Source organism: Natrialba chahannaoensis JCM 10990, assembly GCF_000337135.1.
GTDB lineage: Archaea > Halobacteriota > Halobacteria > Halobacteriales > Natrialbaceae > Natrialba > Natrialba chahannaoensis.
Genome location: NZ_AOIN01000062.1, coordinates 1 through 16,458 on the forward strand (window position 1 = coordinate 1; position 16,458 = coordinate 16,458).

General features: G+C 61.7%; 13 protein-coding genes and 1 tRNA gene. 6 read left to right on the forward strand and 8 right to left on the reverse strand.

Annotated features, from left to right (window positions below; genetic code table 11):
* Positions 1-215: 215 nt before the first annotated feature.
* Together sucD and sucC are read right to left on the reverse strand one after the other, a co-directional pair.
* Positions 216-1,088, reverse strand: a complete 873-nt coding sequence (sucD, locus tag C482_RS11325; protein ID WP_006167763.1) for a succinate--CoA ligase subunit alpha — start codon at positions 1,086-1,088, stop codon at positions 216-218.
* Entirely contained in the window at positions 1,088-2,239 is a 1,152-nt protein-coding gene (gene sucC / locus C482_RS11330) for an ADP-forming succinate--CoA ligase subunit beta (RefSeq protein WP_006167764.1), read from the reverse strand. The genes sucD and sucC overlap by 1 nt, the downstream gene beginning before the upstream one ends.
* Before the next feature lie 458 nt (positions 2,240-2,697).
* On the opposite strand from sucC, the gene C482_RS11335 reads away from it, so the two are divergent.
* Entirely contained in the window at positions 2,698-3,573 is an 876-nt protein-coding gene (locus C482_RS11335; RefSeq protein ID WP_006167765.1) for a UbiA family prenyltransferase, read from the forward strand.
* Between the two features lie 110 nt (positions 3,574-3,683).
* Here the strand turns inward: C482_RS11335 and C482_RS11340 are convergent, their stop codons facing one another.
* The gene (locus C482_RS11340; protein ID WP_006167766.1) at positions 3,684-3,911 is read right to left on the reverse strand and encodes a DUF5795 family protein; all 228 of its coding nucleotides are present in this window, start codon (positions 3,909-3,911) and stop codon (positions 3,684-3,686) included.
* A 221-nt stretch (positions 3,912-4,132) separates the two neighbouring features.
* Here C482_RS11340 and C482_RS11345 point away from each other — a divergent pair, with 221 nt between their 5' ends.
* Together C482_RS11345 and C482_RS11350 are read left to right on the forward strand one after the other, a co-directional pair.
* Positions 4,133-4,471, forward strand: a complete 339-nt coding sequence (locus C482_RS11345) for a hypothetical protein (protein ID WP_006167767.1) — start codon at positions 4,133-4,135, stop codon at positions 4,469-4,471.
* 573 nt (positions 4,472-5,044) lie between these two features.
* Positions 5,045-7,261 (forward strand): PQQ-dependent sugar dehydrogenase, encoded by a 2,217-nt coding sequence (locus tag C482_RS11350; RefSeq protein ID WP_006167768.1) that lies wholly within the window; start codon positions 5,045-5,047, stop codon positions 7,259-7,261.
* A gap of 204 nt (positions 7,262-7,465) precedes the next feature.
* Here the strand turns inward: C482_RS11350 and C482_RS11355 are convergent, their stop codons facing one another.
* The 5 genes from C482_RS11355 to C482_RS11375 form a co-directional block, all read right to left on the reverse strand.
* Positions 7,466-9,376 (reverse strand): pyrroloquinoline quinone-dependent dehydrogenase, encoded by a 1,911-nt coding sequence (locus C482_RS11355; RefSeq protein WP_006167769.1) that lies wholly within the window; start codon positions 9,374-9,376, stop codon positions 7,466-7,468.
* Positions 9,373-10,311, reverse strand: a complete 939-nt coding sequence (locus C482_RS11360; protein WP_006167770.1) for a hypothetical protein — start codon at positions 10,309-10,311, stop codon at positions 9,373-9,375. Before C482_RS11360 ends, C482_RS11355 begins: the two co-directional genes overlap by 4 nt.
* Positions 10,312-10,877: 566 nt before the next feature.
* Positions 10,878-10,952, reverse strand: a tRNA-Glu gene (locus tag C482_RS11365).
* A 231-nt stretch (positions 10,953-11,183) separates the two neighbouring features.
* Positions 11,184-12,752: an alkaline phosphatase family protein gene (locus C482_RS11370; protein ID WP_006167771.1), complete on the reverse strand. Its 1,569-nt coding sequence runs from the start codon at positions 12,750-12,752 to the stop codon at positions 11,184-11,186.
* A complete protein-coding gene (locus C482_RS11375; protein ID WP_006167772.1) occupies positions 12,749-13,996 on the reverse strand; it encodes an inositol-3-phosphate synthase in 1,248 nt (415 codons plus the stop codon). Before C482_RS11375 ends, C482_RS11370 begins: the two co-directional genes overlap by 4 nt.
* A gap of 297 nt (positions 13,997-14,293) precedes the next feature.
* Between C482_RS11375 and C482_RS11380 the strand changes: the two genes are divergently transcribed.
* The 3 genes from C482_RS11380 to C482_RS11390 form a co-directional block, all read left to right on the forward strand.
* The gene (locus tag C482_RS11380; RefSeq protein ID WP_006167773.1) at positions 14,294-15,094 is read left to right on the forward strand and encodes a TatD family hydrolase; all 801 of its coding nucleotides are present in this window, start codon (positions 14,294-14,296) and stop codon (positions 15,092-15,094) included.
* A gap of 3 nt (positions 15,095-15,097) precedes the next feature.
* Positions 15,098-15,928 (forward strand): sugar phosphate isomerase/epimerase family protein, encoded by an 831-nt coding sequence (locus C482_RS11385; RefSeq protein ID WP_006167774.1) that lies wholly within the window; start codon positions 15,098-15,100, stop codon positions 15,926-15,928.
* The coding region (locus C482_RS11390) for a UbiA family prenyltransferase (RefSeq protein WP_006167775.1) at positions 15,929-16,458 on the forward strand (530 nt) is incomplete at its 3' end. It abuts the gene before it with no gap.

Consider the following 16,458-nt stretch of genomic DNA (forward strand, 5'->3'; position numbering starts at 1 on the left):
AACGGACACCGCTGACGCGGTGTCCTTGCTCTCTTCGATTCCACAGCGACAACTGACCAGTATCAACAATCTCCTACAGAAGAGCGTACACACTGATCGCACACCCGTCGTTCGATCAGGTATGCAGTGACTTGCAGTGGCTACTATAACTCACGGAAGCAAGCCGAACGGTATAACAGAACACGAAAACCGCAAAACGGAGCGCGTGTCCGCGCTCAGGCGATGAACTCTTCGATGTGGTCTGCGACTTCTTCCGGCGTGTCGCCGACGGGGACGCCGGCGTCGTTCAGTGCCGAGATCTTGCTCTCTGCGGTGCCGGTCCCGGAGCCGGAGACGATCGCACCGGCGTGGCCCATGCGCTTTCCTGGCGGTGCCGTGCGGCCGGCGATGAAGCCGGCGACCGGCGTGTCGACGTGCTCGTCGATGAACGCCGCTGCCTCTTCTTCGTCCTCGCCGCCGATCTCACCGCACATGACGATGGCTTCCGTCTCGTCGTCGTTCTCGAAGAGCTCGAGTGCGTCGACGAAGTCGGTGCCGATGATCGGGTCGCCGCCGATGCCGATAGCGGTGGTCTGCCCGATGCCGCGGTTGGTCAGGTTGTCGACGACCTGGTAGGTCAGCGTCCCGGAACGCGAGACGAGACCGACCTTCCCCTCGGAGAAAATGTTGCCGGGGAGAATACCGAGCTTTGCCTCGCCGGGCGTGATGAGGCCGGGACAGTTCGGACCGACGAGTCGGGTGTCGGTTTCCGAGAGGCGCTTGTTGACCTTTGCCATATCCTGGGTCGGGATGCCCTCCGTGATTGCGACGGCGAGGTCGAGATTGGAGTCGAGTGCCTCGAAGATGGCGTCGCCCGCGAACGCTGGCGGGACGAAGATGACCGAGGTGTCGGCGTTCTCTTCCTCGACGGCTTCGTGGACCGTGTCGTAGACGGGCACGCCGGCGGCCTCCTGGCCGCCCTTGCCGGGGACCGCACCGGCGACGACGTTGGTGCCGTACTCCATCATCTGTTCGGCGTGGAACTTGCCTTCCCCGCCCGTAATTCCCTGTACCACGACGCGCGTGTCGTCGTCGACTAGCACACTCATTATTCGTTCACCTCCTCGGCGTACGCGACGGTACGCTCGACCGCGTCCTCGAGTGTCTGTTCGACAGTCACGAGGTCTTCGTTCAGTATCTCCATGCCTTCCTCCCAGTTAGTGCCGGCGAGACGGACGACGACCGGCTTCGGGATTTCGTCGAACTGCTCGAGTGCCTCGTTGATCCCCTTGGCGACCTCGTCGCCGCGGGTGATCCCGCCGAAGATGTTGAAGACGACGCTGTCGACGTTGTCGTCGGAGAAGACCATATCCAGTGCGTTCGCGATGCGTGCTGCCTTCGCGCCACCGCCGACGTCGAGGAAGTTCGCGGGCTCGCCACCGTAGTAGTCGACGAGGTCGAGCGTGGTCATGACGAGACCGGCACCGTTGCCGATGATACCGACGTTGCCCTCGAGTCGGACGTAGTCGAAGCCGTACTCGTCTGCCTTCTGCTCGAGTTCGTCGCCACCGCTTGCGGCTTCCTCTTCCATCTCGGCCAGTTCGGGCTGGCGGAAGAGGGCGTCTTCGTCGATGTTCATGACGGCGTCGGCTGCGATGACCTCGTCGTCGGCCGTAACCATCAGCGGGTTGATTTCGGCGTCGGAGCCGTCGCGGCTCTCCCAGAGATCGTAGAGGGTGGTGAGAACGCTTGCGACGTCGTTGGCGACGCTCTTGTCGACACCGGCGTCGTAGACGGCCTTGCGCGCCTGGAACGGATGCATGCCGAACGCGGGGTCGATGTGTTCGCGGGCGATCGCGTCGGGGTCCTCCTCGGCGACCTCCTCGATGTTGACACCGCCCTTCGTCGAGACCATAGCGACGGGCTTGCCCTCGCCGCGGTCCATCGTGATGCCAACGTAGAGTTCGTCGGTGAAGTTGACCGCTTCCTCGACAAGAACCTGTCCGACGTGGTAGCCCTTGAGGTCCATGCCGATGATGGACTCGGCAGCCTCACGGGCCTCCTCGTCGTTCTCGACGAGTTCAATCCCGCCGGCCTTGCCGCGGCCGCCGACCTGTACCTGCGCCTTGACTGCGACTGGATACCCGATCTCTTCGGCCGCGGTCAGTACACCGTCGACATCAGAGGCGAGTTGGGACGACGGCGTGGGGACACCGGCGTCGGCGAAGACCTGCTTCGCCTGGTACTCGTGCAGTTTCATAGCCATTCGAACGGCCGTTCTGACCTTGCTTAAATCCTGTTAGTTTCCACTCGCGGCGTGATATCTTCCTGTTAGGTGGAGCGACGACTGTCTCGACGTCATCCCGGACGAGCCGCCGCCGTGGATGCTGCGACTGGTGGAATTGGCACTCGCCGGTCGATGAGACAGATGGCGACACTGATCGACACAGCAGGTCCATGCAGGCGGGGACAGCAGACTTGAGCAAGCTGTGACAGCAGAGCGTAGCAAGCGAGGACAGCAGACTTGAGCAGACGACGGCAACAAACCAAACAGACCCGCGACCGAAGGCTTTGACTCCCGACGGGCCCAACTACGTACTACGTGTTCACTCCAGCTGTCTCGGTAGTGTCGAGATCGACGACCCGGGCGACGACGTCTGACCCGACGACAGCCCCACCCCACCAACCCACACCCGCCATCCCCAGCGAAGGGCACCCGTGACCACCCCGACCCACACCGACACAGACAACGCCACCCGCTGGCGCTCGTCGCTCACGCGCGCACTCGAGTTATTCGTCCACAGCAACCTCTTCATCTCGCTGGCAACGATGAGCGTCGTCGTGACAACGGCGCTGCTTACCGGCCTCCCAATCGAGGCGCTGCCGCTGTTCATCGTTTTCGCGGTGACGATGTTCGTCTACACCGTCAACCGACTCACCGACCTCGCAGAGGACGAGGAGAACATGCCCGACCGGGCGGCACTAACGCGCCAGTACGGCCGACTCTGGCTCGCAGTCGGCGCTGGACTATACCTGCTCGCAATCGTCGCCGCCGTCGCCGCCGGCGTTCCGGGAGCCGGCTACATGCTCATCCCACTGCTCATCGCCGTGGCGTACTCGAGTGGTCTGAAACAAGTCTTTCTGGTGAAGAACGTGGTCGTAGGTCTCGCCTGGGGACTATTGCCCCTCGGGGTGGGATACTACTATCAGCAGCTGTGGACCGTCGAGATCCTGTTTCTGGCGGGGTACGTCACTGCGATGATCACCGTCGCGGCCGTGATCTTCGACCTCAAGGACATCACGGGGGACCGCGAGGAGGGTATTGCGACGGTGCCGAACGTTTTCGGGCCGCGCTGGACTCGCATCGGTGCACAGGTGGCGAACGTCATAATCGCGGCAGCCGTGGTCGCACTCGTTCTGAGCGGGGTGCTCTCGAGTCGGTTTCTGGTGGTGCTCGCGATGAACGCCTACGTTGGGGTGTACATTCCGTTCGCCGATCCGGACTACGGACCGCTTTATTACGGCTTCATCGTCGACGGCGAGCACGTCTTTCTCGCTGCGGTCGTCTGTGTGTTCGAGTTATTCGTCTGGTAGCTGGTGTTCGAATCGTCTGTCTGGTAGCTGTGCGTTCGAGCGCGTCGCGCCGCTTAGTTGCATAGCTGGCTGTGTGCGCGACCTGTTCGTCCAGGAGAAGCTGCAACAGGTCAGCTCCGGTCCGTTGCTGCCCAGTCGCAGTCCTGACACTTCTGTCCTGTCACGAACTCTGTCACTGACGGCATGTAACCGACTTCGAGAACGTTTCCGCCACACTCAGGACAATCAATCTCTGCCTCGGAAATCGGCTCAGCCTCCATTACTGAGTCGTCCTCGATCAGTTCCGCGAGCGTCCGTGCAGTCACCATTCGCCCCTGAACGACGCGATTTTCGCTCACGACTACTCATGTGAGCGCGACACCCCTAAGCGTTTTCAGAGCAGTTGTACCCCGTTAGAGCGCCACCTCCGTAAGCGAGACTCTATTCTGGCCGGTTGGTGAGTGAGCGACACAGCGTGTCCTCCCTCGAAAAGTACGTTTCGACGGTAAGAGACTACTACTGAACGCTGCCTGTCACTGCGTGCACAACCGTATAAGTCCCGTCGGCCGTCTATTTCCGCATGGAGACGCACTGGGCGACCGTCGACGGCGTTCACCTGGAACTGCCGTGTGGCTGTACGGCCACACAGCTCCGCGACGAACTGCACAAACCGTCGGACACGGTTCTCGTCGCAGTAACTGGGGATCTGGTCTCCGTCGTCCACGACGACGACCAGCCGCTCTCGGACCTGATCGCGGGCTGTGCGGATACGTACTACTTTTGGCGAGCCGCGGAGCCGACGCGAAACGAGGTTCTCGCCGCACCGGAACTCGAGCGTGCCGTCGAAACAGCCGCCGGCAAAGCAGCTGACGAAATAGACACTGAGACGACGTTCCAGCGGCCCGGAATCGACAACTGAATCTGGGTGAGTCCAGGCAAGCGTCATCGCCGTCGTCGTTGTCCCAGAACGAGATTTGCTTCTGTAGCATGGTGGCGGAGTGTGTGATAACAGACATGTTAAATACGATGACCGGCCATCATCCGGGTCGGGGAAGCATTCGACCGTAGCCCAACCGCGTTCTGTTCTCCTGCAGATAGCACTGAATGGACTTCAGAAAATCGACAGCTCCAGCTATAAACGATCTCGCAATTCGGACACACAAACAACTGTTACGAGCAGGGTCACAGAAATAGAGAGGTACCGAGGGTCAGGGCGGTCATATCGGTAAAGAGAACGGCTCTCGATCCGGTAGAAGACATCATTACTCGTCGATAAATCGGTGTTTCGCGTTCGAAATTCGGACAAGTCGAGATTAGTGGGGGAACGATCGCGCCGGTTTATTGTCCAACGAGGACACGTCGCTATCCGGCACAGAGCGTGTCGATAGTGCGATACGAGCGCTATCCAAGCGAACGGACACTACGGTGACAGATACAGACAATGACAGCACACCACTCCGACCAATCACGGACGGTATCCAGGCGGCTCCTGATGCAGGCGACAGCACTTGCCTCTGTTTCAGGGTTTGCGACGACGGCACTTGCACAGGACGGTGAGGATAGTCAGATCGAACTGCTCGGCCGAACCAGCGGCTGGATCGGTAGTTCACCCGATGATATCGCAGAAGAGCGTAATCCAACCCTCGAACTTGTCGAGGGTGAAGAGTATACGCTCATCTGGGAGAACGAAGACGGAGCCGGACACAACTTCGTCATCGAGGACGAAGAGGGCGAAGAGAACTTCGTCGAAACAGAACTCATCTCTGGTACGGGCGAGACCCAGGAAGTCGAGTTCACAGCCGAAGAAGGGATGGCCGAATACTACTGTTCGCCCCATCCCCAGTCCATGCGTGGGGATATCGAACTCGTCGACGAGGCCAACGACGAGGAAGAGGACGTCGAAGACGAACCGGATGTCATCATCGGCGACGGCCCAACCGTCGGCCTCGAAACCGTCGCCGACGGCCTGAACGCGCCCATCGACTTGCAGTTCGCAGAGGAGGAAACCGACCGGCGCTTCATCGTTGACCAGACCGGCCAGATCTACGTCCACGGCGAGGACGGACTTGGGGAGGAACCGTTCCTCGACATCGAGGATCGGATGGTCGAACTCGATGACGGCTTCGACGAGCGCGGTCTCCTTGGACTTGCCTTCCACCCGGACTTTGAGGAGAACGGCCGGTTCTACGTCCGGTATAGCGCGCCAGGTGAGGAACCAGAGTACGGCGCACCCGGTGCGGAAGTGCCGGAAGTCGTCGACCACCTCGATACGCTGGCACAGTTCGAGGCGACCGACGACAACACGGAGGCCGACCCAGACTCCGAAGAGATCCTCCTCGAGATTCCACAGCCGCAGTTCAACCACAACGCGGGGCCGATCGAGTTCGGCCCTGACGACTGTCTCTACGTCTCGACAGGTGATGGTGGCGGTGCCGGTGACGACGACGAGGGACACGTCGACGACTGGTATCCGGAAATTGCGGGCGGTAACGGGCAGGACACCGAACACAACCTGCTCGGCGGCATTCTTCGGATCGATGTGGACGACGACGGTGACGAGGAGCGAAACTACGGCATTCCCGACGACAACCCACTCGTCGACTCCGAGGAGAACCTGCCGGAGTACTGGGCGTGGGGACTGCGTAACCCGTGGGGGATGTCCTTCGAGAACGGCGAATTGCTCGCCGCGGATGTCGGACAGGCGCTGTTCGAGATCATCAACCACGTCGAGGAAGGCGGCAACTACGGCTGGAACGTCTGGGAAGGCACCCACTGCTTCGATCCGGATACGCCGGAAGAGCCGCCGGAGGACTGTCCGGACAACGTGGCAGACGACCTCCCCGAGCCGCGGGGCGGCGAACCACTACTCGGCCCTGTAATCGAGTATCCACAGGAAGTCGACATGGGCCGGTACGGCGACGAGGTCAACGGAGATGACGAGAACGGCGAGGAAGAAGACGTCGAACGCGGGGCCGAGACCGACAACGGCGACCGCGACCGCATCGGCACCGCGATCATCGGCGGCGCGATGTACGAAGCCGGCGAGATCGGAGAACTCGAGAACACCTATGTCTTCGGTGACTGGAGCTGGGACGGCGAGGGTCCCGGCCGGCTCTTCATCGCACACCCACCAGAAGGGTGGCCAAACGGTGAAGACGGTATTGATGACGAGGACGACGCAGAGCTTGATGACGAGGACGATACCGACGAGGTCGAGAACGGAACGGACGACGAAAACGGCGAGGACTTCGAGCCCGTCGATCCCGAAGGGGAAGATGCGGACGACGAAAACGGGGTCGACGAGAACGGAATCGACGAGGATGGACTCGAGCAGTACCACCCACCGGACGAGGTCGACCTCTGGGACATCGAAGAGCTCACCGTCGAGGGCGATGGCGAAGTCGCCGGCGACGGGATGATGGAACAGCTCGTCTACGCCTTCAGCCGTGACGCCGACGGCGAAGTCTACGTCCTCACGTCCGACACGCCGACGATCGAGGGCGAAGGCTTCGTCAGCCGTCTCGTGCCGGCTGACGACGAAGATGTTGATGACGAGGAGGTTGTCGACGACGAAGATGACCTCGACGAAGATGACGAAGAGATAGACGACGAGGAAGATGACGTTGCGGTCGACGATGACATCGAAGACGACGAAGACGAGCCGAACGGCGACAACGCTGCAAACGGAGACGAAGATGAGGACAACTGACGGACGCTAGCACAGGGTTCGTCAGCTGTCCCCTGATTCGATCGACGCTTTCAGTCTATTTTTCGATGGTAAGAAAGAGAAGAATCGCGTACGAATACGAGTACTGACAGGAGATCGAGTTCTGCGACCGACTCGTGGCCAGAGGCCGCAGAGAATCAGGTGCGACGAAAAAAACGCCTTGCCGAAAGAACCGGCGACCTGCCCTCAGCGCTCCAGTGAGAGGACAGCGAACCGGTTCCCTGGTTCAGTCCAGTCCTCACGTTCGCCGCCCGCAGGTGCGGCAACGTACTGTTTCTCTTCGCCGGGGTCGTACCAGCTGATCGGGGCACCGGAAACGGCTGCTCCAACGTCCCACTCGGCCAGTTCCTCGCCAGTCTCCGTGTCGAACGCCGTGAACAGGTCACGGCCGTCACCGGCGAAGGTAATCCCAGTCGCGGTGGTCATCGAGCCGCCCCACGGCGGAGTCTGCTGCCAACTGTACCACTGTTGCCACTTCACTTCGCCGGTGAACGGGTCGATACCGGCGAGAACCCCGCCGTTTTGGTTCCAGAACGGAACCTCTTCTTCTTCCATCTCTTCGATTTCTTCTTCCTCTTCTTCCTCTTCCTCGTCTTCATCGTCTTCCTCCTCATCGACTGTCTCAACATCCTCTTCCTCGTCTTCGACCTCCTCTTCGACTTCGACGATTTCCTCACGCGGCGTCTCGATGTCCGGTTCGTCGATCTCCTCTTCTTCACCGGGCACCCGATCCTGTCTGATCGTGTCCATCCCGATGTAGAACTCACCCGGCTCGTACTCGACCTCGAACCAGGAGAACTTCATCGGGTGATTGACGCCTTTGACAACCATCGTCCGCGAAACCGGGTCGAAGGAGCTGGTCTGTGGATTCGTACCGCCGCGGAGCTCTGGCATGATCCACGGCGCATCCTCCAGATCCTCGTACGGCGGCAGCGACCACATGTTGTAGTGCTGGACGTACTCCTCGCTTCGCTGGTGGAGCTGTCCAGTCTCCATGTTGACCGTGTAAACCCAGCCGGTCTTGCCGGGCCAGGCCGCAAACCGCGTCGGCTCGCCATCGTGTTCTTCCTCGAAGACCAGCGCCGGACTCGGCGAGTCGTAGTCCCACCAGTCGTGTGGCGCGTCCTGATAGTGCCACTCGTACTCGCCCGTCTGAATGTCGACCGCAACCTTTCCTGCCGTATACGGGTTGTATCCTGGCCGAACAGTCCCGTACCAGGGGCCAGGGTTTGCAGACGGGATGATGATCGTCCCGCTCTCCGGATCGAGGCTCGACGCCGCCCAGGCGGTCCCGCCGCCGTGCATCCAGGAGTCGCCGACCCACTCGTGCTCGGGCGTCATGTTCACCCGCCACTCCGGCGAACCGTCCTCGATGTTGATCCCATCGAAGAACCCGCTGACACCGAACTCACCACCGAAACTCCCCTTCATCAGGATACCGTCACAGATCATCGGCGGGAAGGACGATGTCGTCCCGCGCGAGCGCTCCCAGCGAAGTTCCTCGTGCATGCCAACGTCGGTGTCGGCAACCTCTCCGCGATATGCCGCCGCACCGTTGTAGTACCACTCCGGCTCACCGGTATAGCGGTCCATCGCGAGCACGCCGAGATCTAGCGTGCTCTTGTAGATCATATCCCCGACCACCGCCGGGCCACGCTCTGCTGGCGGCGTCTCGGCCGATGTCCCGTCTGCGTTCTCGTAGATGTTACGCCAGAGAATCTCCCCGGTTCGGCCATTGATCGCGTACAGCCTGTCTGGTCCGATCGTCTGATAGATGATCGGCGGATCGCCCTGTACTACCAGCGGCGACCCCTGGAAGTCGTTCTCCGGCGCACCTAACTCGAGTACGTACTCGAACTCGAGTTGGTCGACGTTCTCTGGCGTGATGAGGTCAGCCGTGGTGTGGCGGTGACCTTCGTAGTTGTTACCAAAGACCAACCAGTTCTCGGGGTTCTGTCCGGATTCGCGGATATCAGATTCGGTGATATCAACCTCCGGAATTTGGTCTGTATCGTACTGTTCGAGCTGCGATTCGCCGGGCATCTCGTGCCACGGTGCGTCTTCTGGGAGTTCTTCGAGGTGTGATTCGAACGTCATTGGCTGATCACCCCGGCCGGGGCGCGCTTGTCGTCGGTGATTCGGATCACGTCGTCGAGCAGGAACTCCTGGCCGATGATCATGATCGCGCTACTGCCGCTGATCAGGGTCGAGAGATGTTCGTCCGCGATGGTGCCCTCCGCGAGGTCACGCGCGGCGGCACCCATGAGGTAGTAGCCGCCGAGCATGGACTTGATGTCCCAGAGTCCGCGGTCGATCATCTCCGAGGTGACGAGCACTTCGTTCGTCCAGAGATAATGATCGAGGCCGTCGATCCACAACAACGATCCTTCCGCGGCTCGCTGGTGCAACGGGGCAACGTACTCACGGACGACACCATCGTCAACCGCCTCTGCGGGCGGGTACGCCGTTGTCGGCATCCACCATGAGAGCTGTTCGCGCGCGTTGACGATGTTCGTCACGAGCGCTGCTTGCTCCTGTTCGGCGAAACCGACTTCCGCCAGCGTTGCCGGCAGTGCGTCGAGGTGGAGCAACTGCCGCGTCGTCGTCTCGATGTGTTCGGGCGTGAACGACGGCAACGTCTGCTCTGCGCTCGCGAAGAAGCCGACATCCGCCAGGTGCTCGTTGATCTCCCACGCCGGCCCAGTCAGCGACTGGTACGCCTCGGAACCAGCCTCGGGAACACCCATTGCCTCGAGTTCGGGCAGCTGCTCGAAGGACGCGGTCAACGCACCGAGTTGGTTGCTCAACAGTGTCGCGTCGAGCGAGCCGGTAAGCCCGTCTCGAATTCCCTGTCCCATTTCGGCCAGCCCGCTTGCTGTGCCGCTCGATACCTCCGCTCTGAGGTCATACAACGTCGCTCCTGCGATTGTCCCGCCGGCGATGACACCGAGTGCCTTCAGGAACTCACGGCGTTCATCGTCGCTGACCTCGCCGTAACTATACCGCTCTCTTGGGTCAGTACCGTATGCCATGGCACAGGAAGACGCGGGACAGTTCGGCCATTAGCTGTTTCCACAGTTTCGACTTCTGTGAGAAGTTTCCCGGCACTGGCCATGACACGTTACCAAATTACATCCACACTATCTCCCGTTTCGGTGCATAATAACGTGTTGGCCGAGCCACCATTCGTCACCAAAACGCAGCCACAGCAGATCGACTTCGTACAACTGGTGTTACTCGAGTTCCTCTGCGATAATCGGTAGTTGGACGGCACCCGGTCGGTGTACGCGGCTCGGGATGATCGAGCTCCGACGGACTCGCTACAACTGTCTGGATCCAACTGTTCCGAAGTCCAAGGGTCGTTTCGGTCACAGTTGGGACTTCCGGGGTTCGAGTCCAGGGTTACACGCGCGGGGCACGTATTGTCTGCAGCAAAATGCTCCATCTGGGATTTAAACGACGCCCGGACGTGCTCGCTCACGGCTGCGCCGTTCGCAAGTGCGGTCCCAAAGCGACTGCGCTCTCACTGCGCACGACTGGTCTAATTCAAATCAGAGAGCGTGCGCTTCCTCCTCCATTACTTCGTTCTTCAGAAGAATGCTCCGTCTGGGATTTGAACCCAGGTCATCGGCTCGAAAGGCCGAAATGATTGGCCGGACTACACCAACGGAGCGTGCCTCGTACGCACTCTCTGCTTGCCGAGGGTTAATAAAAAACGTTCCGTTCCGCGTCCGTCGTGGCACGTGCTGACGTACACAGAGAATGAGCCCCATCTTAAAACGCATACTCCATCGATTTCGGCAATCTAAGGCGCTCAAGATGCTGAGTTACCATCCACCCACCCTCCACCGCCTCTCGACACTCTGTTAACAACTCACACCCGATCGAGGCGCATCCAACCAGCTCACTCTCCGCTCTGATCGAGCGTCCCGTACTCGAGTACCGCCTCGATCGTCGGCGTCACGGCCGTCGCGTCGATGGCGTCGATGCCACTGAGATCGACATCGCGCGCGGCGGGGCCACCCAGGGCGTAGCAGCCGTAGGCGGATTCGTCAACGCGGCCGTGTGAGCCACTGACCTTCGAGGGGTCGAGCGAGACCATCCCTTCCTCGCCGAAGAACAGCTCACAGGGGTCGAAGCCGGGCTTGTCGTGGATGTCCATATCGGTCGCGTACGGCGGCGCGTTGTCGTGGTCCGTCCACCAATAGTACTGGAACCAGGCGTCCGGCTCTGCGACGAGGACGAAATCACCCGCGTTCGGGTGGTCGATACCCCAGTCGGCCTTCTCGGCGTCGTCGATAACGGTGGCGACGCCGTCGAGATCGGCGAGTCGGTCGCGGGCCGTCTCGAGTTCGTCGCCGTTCGCGTTCGTATCTGTTCCCGTGTCCGTATCTGCACCCGCGTCCGTATCTGCACCCGCACCTCCATCCGCGTCTGCGTCCACGTAGACGTGTGCGAGCTGGTGATCGACCATGGCGAACGCCACGGAGCCCGGGATATCAGCGTCGCCGTCCGCGTCCGTCTCGAGGAGTCCCGCCTCCCGAAGCACCCGATTCGGGAACACTGGCTGCTCCACGTCGTGGAAGCCATACTCGCTGAGGAGATTGATAGCGGTCTCGTCCCAGCGGTCGGTCCCCGAGAGGAAGTCGATAAAGTCTCCGAGCATCTCATCGACCGTCTCGAGTTCCACCTGGAACGCGTCGGAACTTGGGCCGTCGCTCTGGCCGACGTAGTCGAGATGGGGAACGTACACCCAGAGCAGGTCGGGGTCGAAGCGTTCGACCGCCTCGCGCGCCGCGGTGAGGATCCACTGGCTGCCCTCCTCGTTCGCGCCTGGCCCCCAGTAGTTGTGCAGCGGGAAGTGGGCGTACTCCGCCTGAAGGTTATCGTAGAACCCGTCGGGGTTCGTCCAGCAGTTCATCTCGATCAGGTTGTTGTCCTCGTCCTCAATCGGCGAGGGGGTCACCGCGACATCGGCGGTCGTCCCGATCAGATGCTGGAAAAACAGCACCCCAGTCGTCAGCCCGCCCTCGCTTGCGGTTTCCCAGATTCGGTCGCGATCCGCGCGGTCGCGCTCCCAGAACTCGGCAGCCCGGCGATCGCGGTCAAACTCACCGCTCGAGATGTCGCCGTGCTCGCTCGGACCGGTCCCGGTCGCGAGGGTAGTCTGCGCTGGCACCGTCAGTGCCGGAAATGGCGGTCGAAGGTCCGTCACCCGCTCGTCGGAGAACAGCGAGTGTAGCATCGGCGTCCGCTCGGCGTCGATGTGTTGGGGCTGGAGCCCAACGACATCAAGGACGATGATTCGATTTGTAGACACGACCGTTTCGGGGTCGAACTCGAGTGCATCCTGCGCAATGGTTCCGCCATCGGTTTCGATGGGTGTGGATTGGGTACCTGTCTCGCCGTTCGTCTCGGCATCTGTTTCGTCATCGGTGCGTCCAGTTGTGCCGTGAGCAGTGTCGTCAATCATGCGTCGGTCTCACCGTGGCGTCTCGCATAGTCGTACAGCCAGTGCAACTGCTTCGAGAAATCGTGCTCGTCGACCCCGAGCGGAGCCTTGAAGAACGAGGCGAGGTGGGGTTGGAGGCCACCGTCACCGTACTCGTCGGCGTGTGCGATCAGCCGAACCAGATCGAGCACGAGTGGCGCGGCCAGCGCCGAGTCCGACCCCTCCCAGGTGAACTGCATCGTCATCTCGGTGTTCAGGAAGCCCTCGAAGTGGATGTAGTCCCAGGCCGTCTTCCAGTCCGCAAGCGACGGCGTGTAGTCAATCCGCACGCGATTGTGACCGATCTCCGGGAGGATCGACTCGAGTACGTCGCCCTTGCTCGCGAGTTTGCCGGCGGCGTTTTGCTCGTCCTCGAGCACGAGGCCGTCCTTGTTGCCGAGGATGTTGTGGCCTTCCCATGAGAGAACGTTCAGGTTTCGGCCGGCGAACATGGGCGCGAGCGCGGACTTGACGAGCGTTTCGCCGGTTTTGGCGTCCCGGCCGACGTGGGGGACGCCGCGGTCGGCGGCGAGTTCCTGCACCCCGCCGAGTGCGTTGCCCGTGCTCGGTGTGAAGTTGACGAACGGATGGCCGGCGTCGATGGCGGCGTAGGCGTACAGAACGCTTGCGGGCAGATCGCGGTCGTCGTTGTCGAGTGCGTCCTCCAGTGCGTCGTGAGTGTCGTACTGGTCTGCAGTGGTGAGTTCCGGCTCCGTGGACGCGACGTTGACGACGACGAGGCGATCGAGGTCGTGTGCGGTTCGGAACGACTCGTAGTCGTCGCGGATCTGGTCGAGAACGGTCCGCATTGAGAGCGACTCGTCGAGCGGTTCGCTCTCATCGGTCACTGCAGCCCCGCAGTTGATCGCCGTTCCGACCTCAATGCGCTCGTCAACGGCGGTGAGATCGTCACGGACGCCATCGAGCGTTGTCTCGTCGGGAACGCCATTTCGCTCGCACTGGCGTTCAGCCTGCTCGACGAGTGAGGTTGGATCGATGTCGTGGCCACCGAAGACGAACTCCTCGACGGGTGGCAACTCGAGTGCGGAGACTGGCTCGCGCTCGGTGACCATCCCGGTCGTATCGGTGTGGCCGGTGGCGATAGCCCGTGCGCCGACGATGGCCATCGTGGCGACGTTTCCACGCGCGCCGACGAGCCAGACGCCGGTCCGATCCGCAGCGAGCGAGTCAGTCGAGTCGGCTGCGTGAGGGGAGTCAGCACTCATCGGCCATCACGAGCGCAGTGGGGGGTTGCGGGGGTTGAGAGAGGCCGTCGACACTCGGCCTCGACTGTCGCGCGATCGCTCCGGGAGTCGTCGACAGCGGCTGCGCGTGTTCACTCATCCGGAAGCCATCTGTCCGGGATGGCTTTTGTTATGCCCGCCGTAGCACACGTAACACGTGTTTGGCCGAGAATAACACGACATTCCCCGCGAGTCGGACGACCGTCGTTCAGGCACAATATGAGATTAGCTGCGTGAACAACCGGCATTCCAAAACCGAACCATTGTCGTACTCCGAGTATGCGCATTATCGACCCCCACATGCACATGGTGTCGCGCGCGGCCGATGACTACAAGCGGGCGCGACGCGCCGGCATCGAGTGCTGTATCGAGCCGGCGTTCTGGAGTGGGCAGGATAAGCAGCACGCGGGCGCGTTCTTCGATTATTTCGAGCAGATTATCGAACACGAGACTGATCGAGCCGAGCGGACGGCGAACATGGACCACTACGTGACGATCGGCCTCGAGCCCAAGGAGGCGAACTACCGGGACATGGCCGAGGAGGTCGTCGAGCGCGTTCCGGAGTACTTAGACCGAGACCCGGTCGTCGGCGTCGGAGAGATTGGCTTCGACCAGGTCACCGACGACGAGGAGTGGGCGTTCCGCGAGCAACTTGAGATCGCCGAGGATCGCGAACTGCCCGTTATCGTCCACACGCCCCACACCGACAAGCCGGCCGGCACCGAGCGCATCGTCGAGATCATTGAAGAGATGGGCGTCACCCAGGACCGGATCATCATCGACCACAACACCGAGAACACGATCGATATCTCGGCACAGACGGACTGTTGGATCGGCTTCACTCTCTACCCCGGCAAGATCGAGGCCGACGCCGCGATCGACCTGCTGGAAGAGTACGGCACCGACAACATGATCTTCAACAGCGCCGCCGACTGGGACCCCTCGGACCCGCTCGCAGTCCCCAAGGCACGCGACAAGATGCTAGACCGCGGCTGGGACCGCGAGGATGTCCGGAAGGTCGTCTTCGAGAACCCCTACGAGTTCTTCGACCAGTCGCCGAATTTCGACTACGAGGCTTAATCTATGCAGTTTGGCTTCTCTACGAACGCCTTCCGCGAGTACGAACTCACCGACGCGATCGAGGAACTCGCCGACGCGGGCTACGACGGCGTGGAGATCCTGCTCGACGAACCCCACCTCTACCCGCCCACCGCCACCGAGGACGAGATTGGCGCAGTGCAGGACACACTCGAGTCCAACGACATCGCAATCAGCAACGGGAACGCGTTCATGCTGACCGCAATCGAGGACTTCCACCATCCCTCGTTCATCGAGCCTGACGCGGACTACCGCCGCGAGCGGGTCGACTACACGCTTGCCGCACTCGAGACCGCCGCTAAACTCAACATCCCACACATCTCGATCGAACCTGGCGGCCCGATTCCCGAGGAGAAGTCCCGCGAGTGGGCGATGGACACCTTCATCAATGGGCTTGAGGAGGTCGCCGCCCGCGCCGAGGATGTCGGCGTCGACGTCCTCGTCGAACCCGAGCCGGACCTGCTGATCGAGACTTCCGAGGAGTTTCTCGACCTTCTCGAGCGCGTCGACTCAGACCGAATCAGGTGCAACTTCGACGCCGGCCACTTCTACTGTGTCGGCGAGGATCCCGCCGCGCTGGTCGCGGACCTCCACGAATATACGCCACACTACCACCTGGAGGACATTCCGGCGGACCGGACGCACGAACACACCCAGCTCGGCGACGGCACGATGGACATCGACGGCTTCCTCGGCGAACTCGAGGACCGCGGCTACGACGGCTTCGTCACGATCGAACTCTACCCATACGAGGAGACCGCGGTCGAGACGGCCCGCGACGCGATGGCGTATCTCGAGGAACACGGGTGGGCGTAGGTGGCCGGCGAGGGCGTCGACGGCAGCAGCAACAGCGGTGCGGGCGATGAGCAGACCGACTCTGTCACCTCGACCGCCACGGGCACCACGGATACCGCGGACGCCGCTACAACTGGCTCACTCCGCGAGACCTTCGCCGCCGTCGCCGAACTCGTCCGCGTCCCGAACCTCTTCACCGCACCGCCAGACGTAATTCTCGGCGCAGCGCTCGTCTCGCTTGCCGGCGCTCCACTCTCACTGCCAGCCGTCGGCGGGCTTGCCATCGCCTCGATTCTGCTCTACGCCGCCGGAACAACGCTCAACGACGCGTTCGATGCCCCGGTCGACGCACGCGAACGACCCGACCGGCCAATCCCCTCGGGCCGCATCTCACGACGCGGCGCATTCAGATTCGGGGCCGGACTATTGCTTGCCGCCGTCGCCGTCGCGTTCGTCGCGGCCGGTGCTCCCGGTGCTATCGTCGCAGCACTGCTCGCCGGCGCAATCGTCGCCTACGACGGCCCGCTCAAGGACACCGGCATCGGCTTCCT

Bases quoted from the DNA above. Each gene is read 5' to 3' on its own strand.
- C482_RS11380 (WP_006167773.1), top strand. From the start codon at position 14,294: ATGCGCATTATCGACCCCCACATGCACATGGTGTCGCGCGCGGCCGAT.
- C482_RS11360 (WP_006167770.1), bottom strand. From the start codon at position 10,311: ATGGCATACGGTACTGACCCAAGAGAGCGGTATAGTTACGGCGAGGTC.
- C482_RS11375 (WP_006167772.1), bottom strand. From the start codon at position 13,996: ATGAGTGCTGACTCCCCTCACGCAGCCGACTCGACTGACTCGCTCGCT.
- sucC (WP_006167764.1), bottom strand. From the start codon at position 2,239: ATGAAACTGCACGAGTACCAGGCGAAGCAGGTCTTCGCCGACGCCGGT.
- C482_RS11370 (WP_006167771.1), bottom strand. From the start codon at position 12,752: ATGATTGACGACACTGCTCACGGCACAACTGGACGCACCGATGACGAA.
- C482_RS11385 (WP_006167774.1), top strand. From the start codon at position 15,098: ATGCAGTTTGGCTTCTCTACGAACGCCTTCCGCGAGTACGAACTCACC.
- C482_RS11355 (WP_006167769.1), bottom strand. From the start codon at position 9,376: ATGACGTTCGAATCACACCTCGAAGAACTCCCAGAAGACGCACCGTGG.
- C482_RS11345 (WP_006167767.1), top strand. From the start codon at position 4,133: ATGGAGACGCACTGGGCGACCGTCGACGGCGTTCACCTGGAACTGCCG.
- sucD (WP_006167763.1), bottom strand. From the start codon at position 1,088: ATGAGTGTGCTAGTCGACGACGACACGCGCGTCGTGGTACAGGGAATT.
- C482_RS11350 (WP_006167768.1), top strand. From the start codon at position 5,045: ATGCAGGCGACAGCACTTGCCTCTGTTTCAGGGTTTGCGACGACGGCA.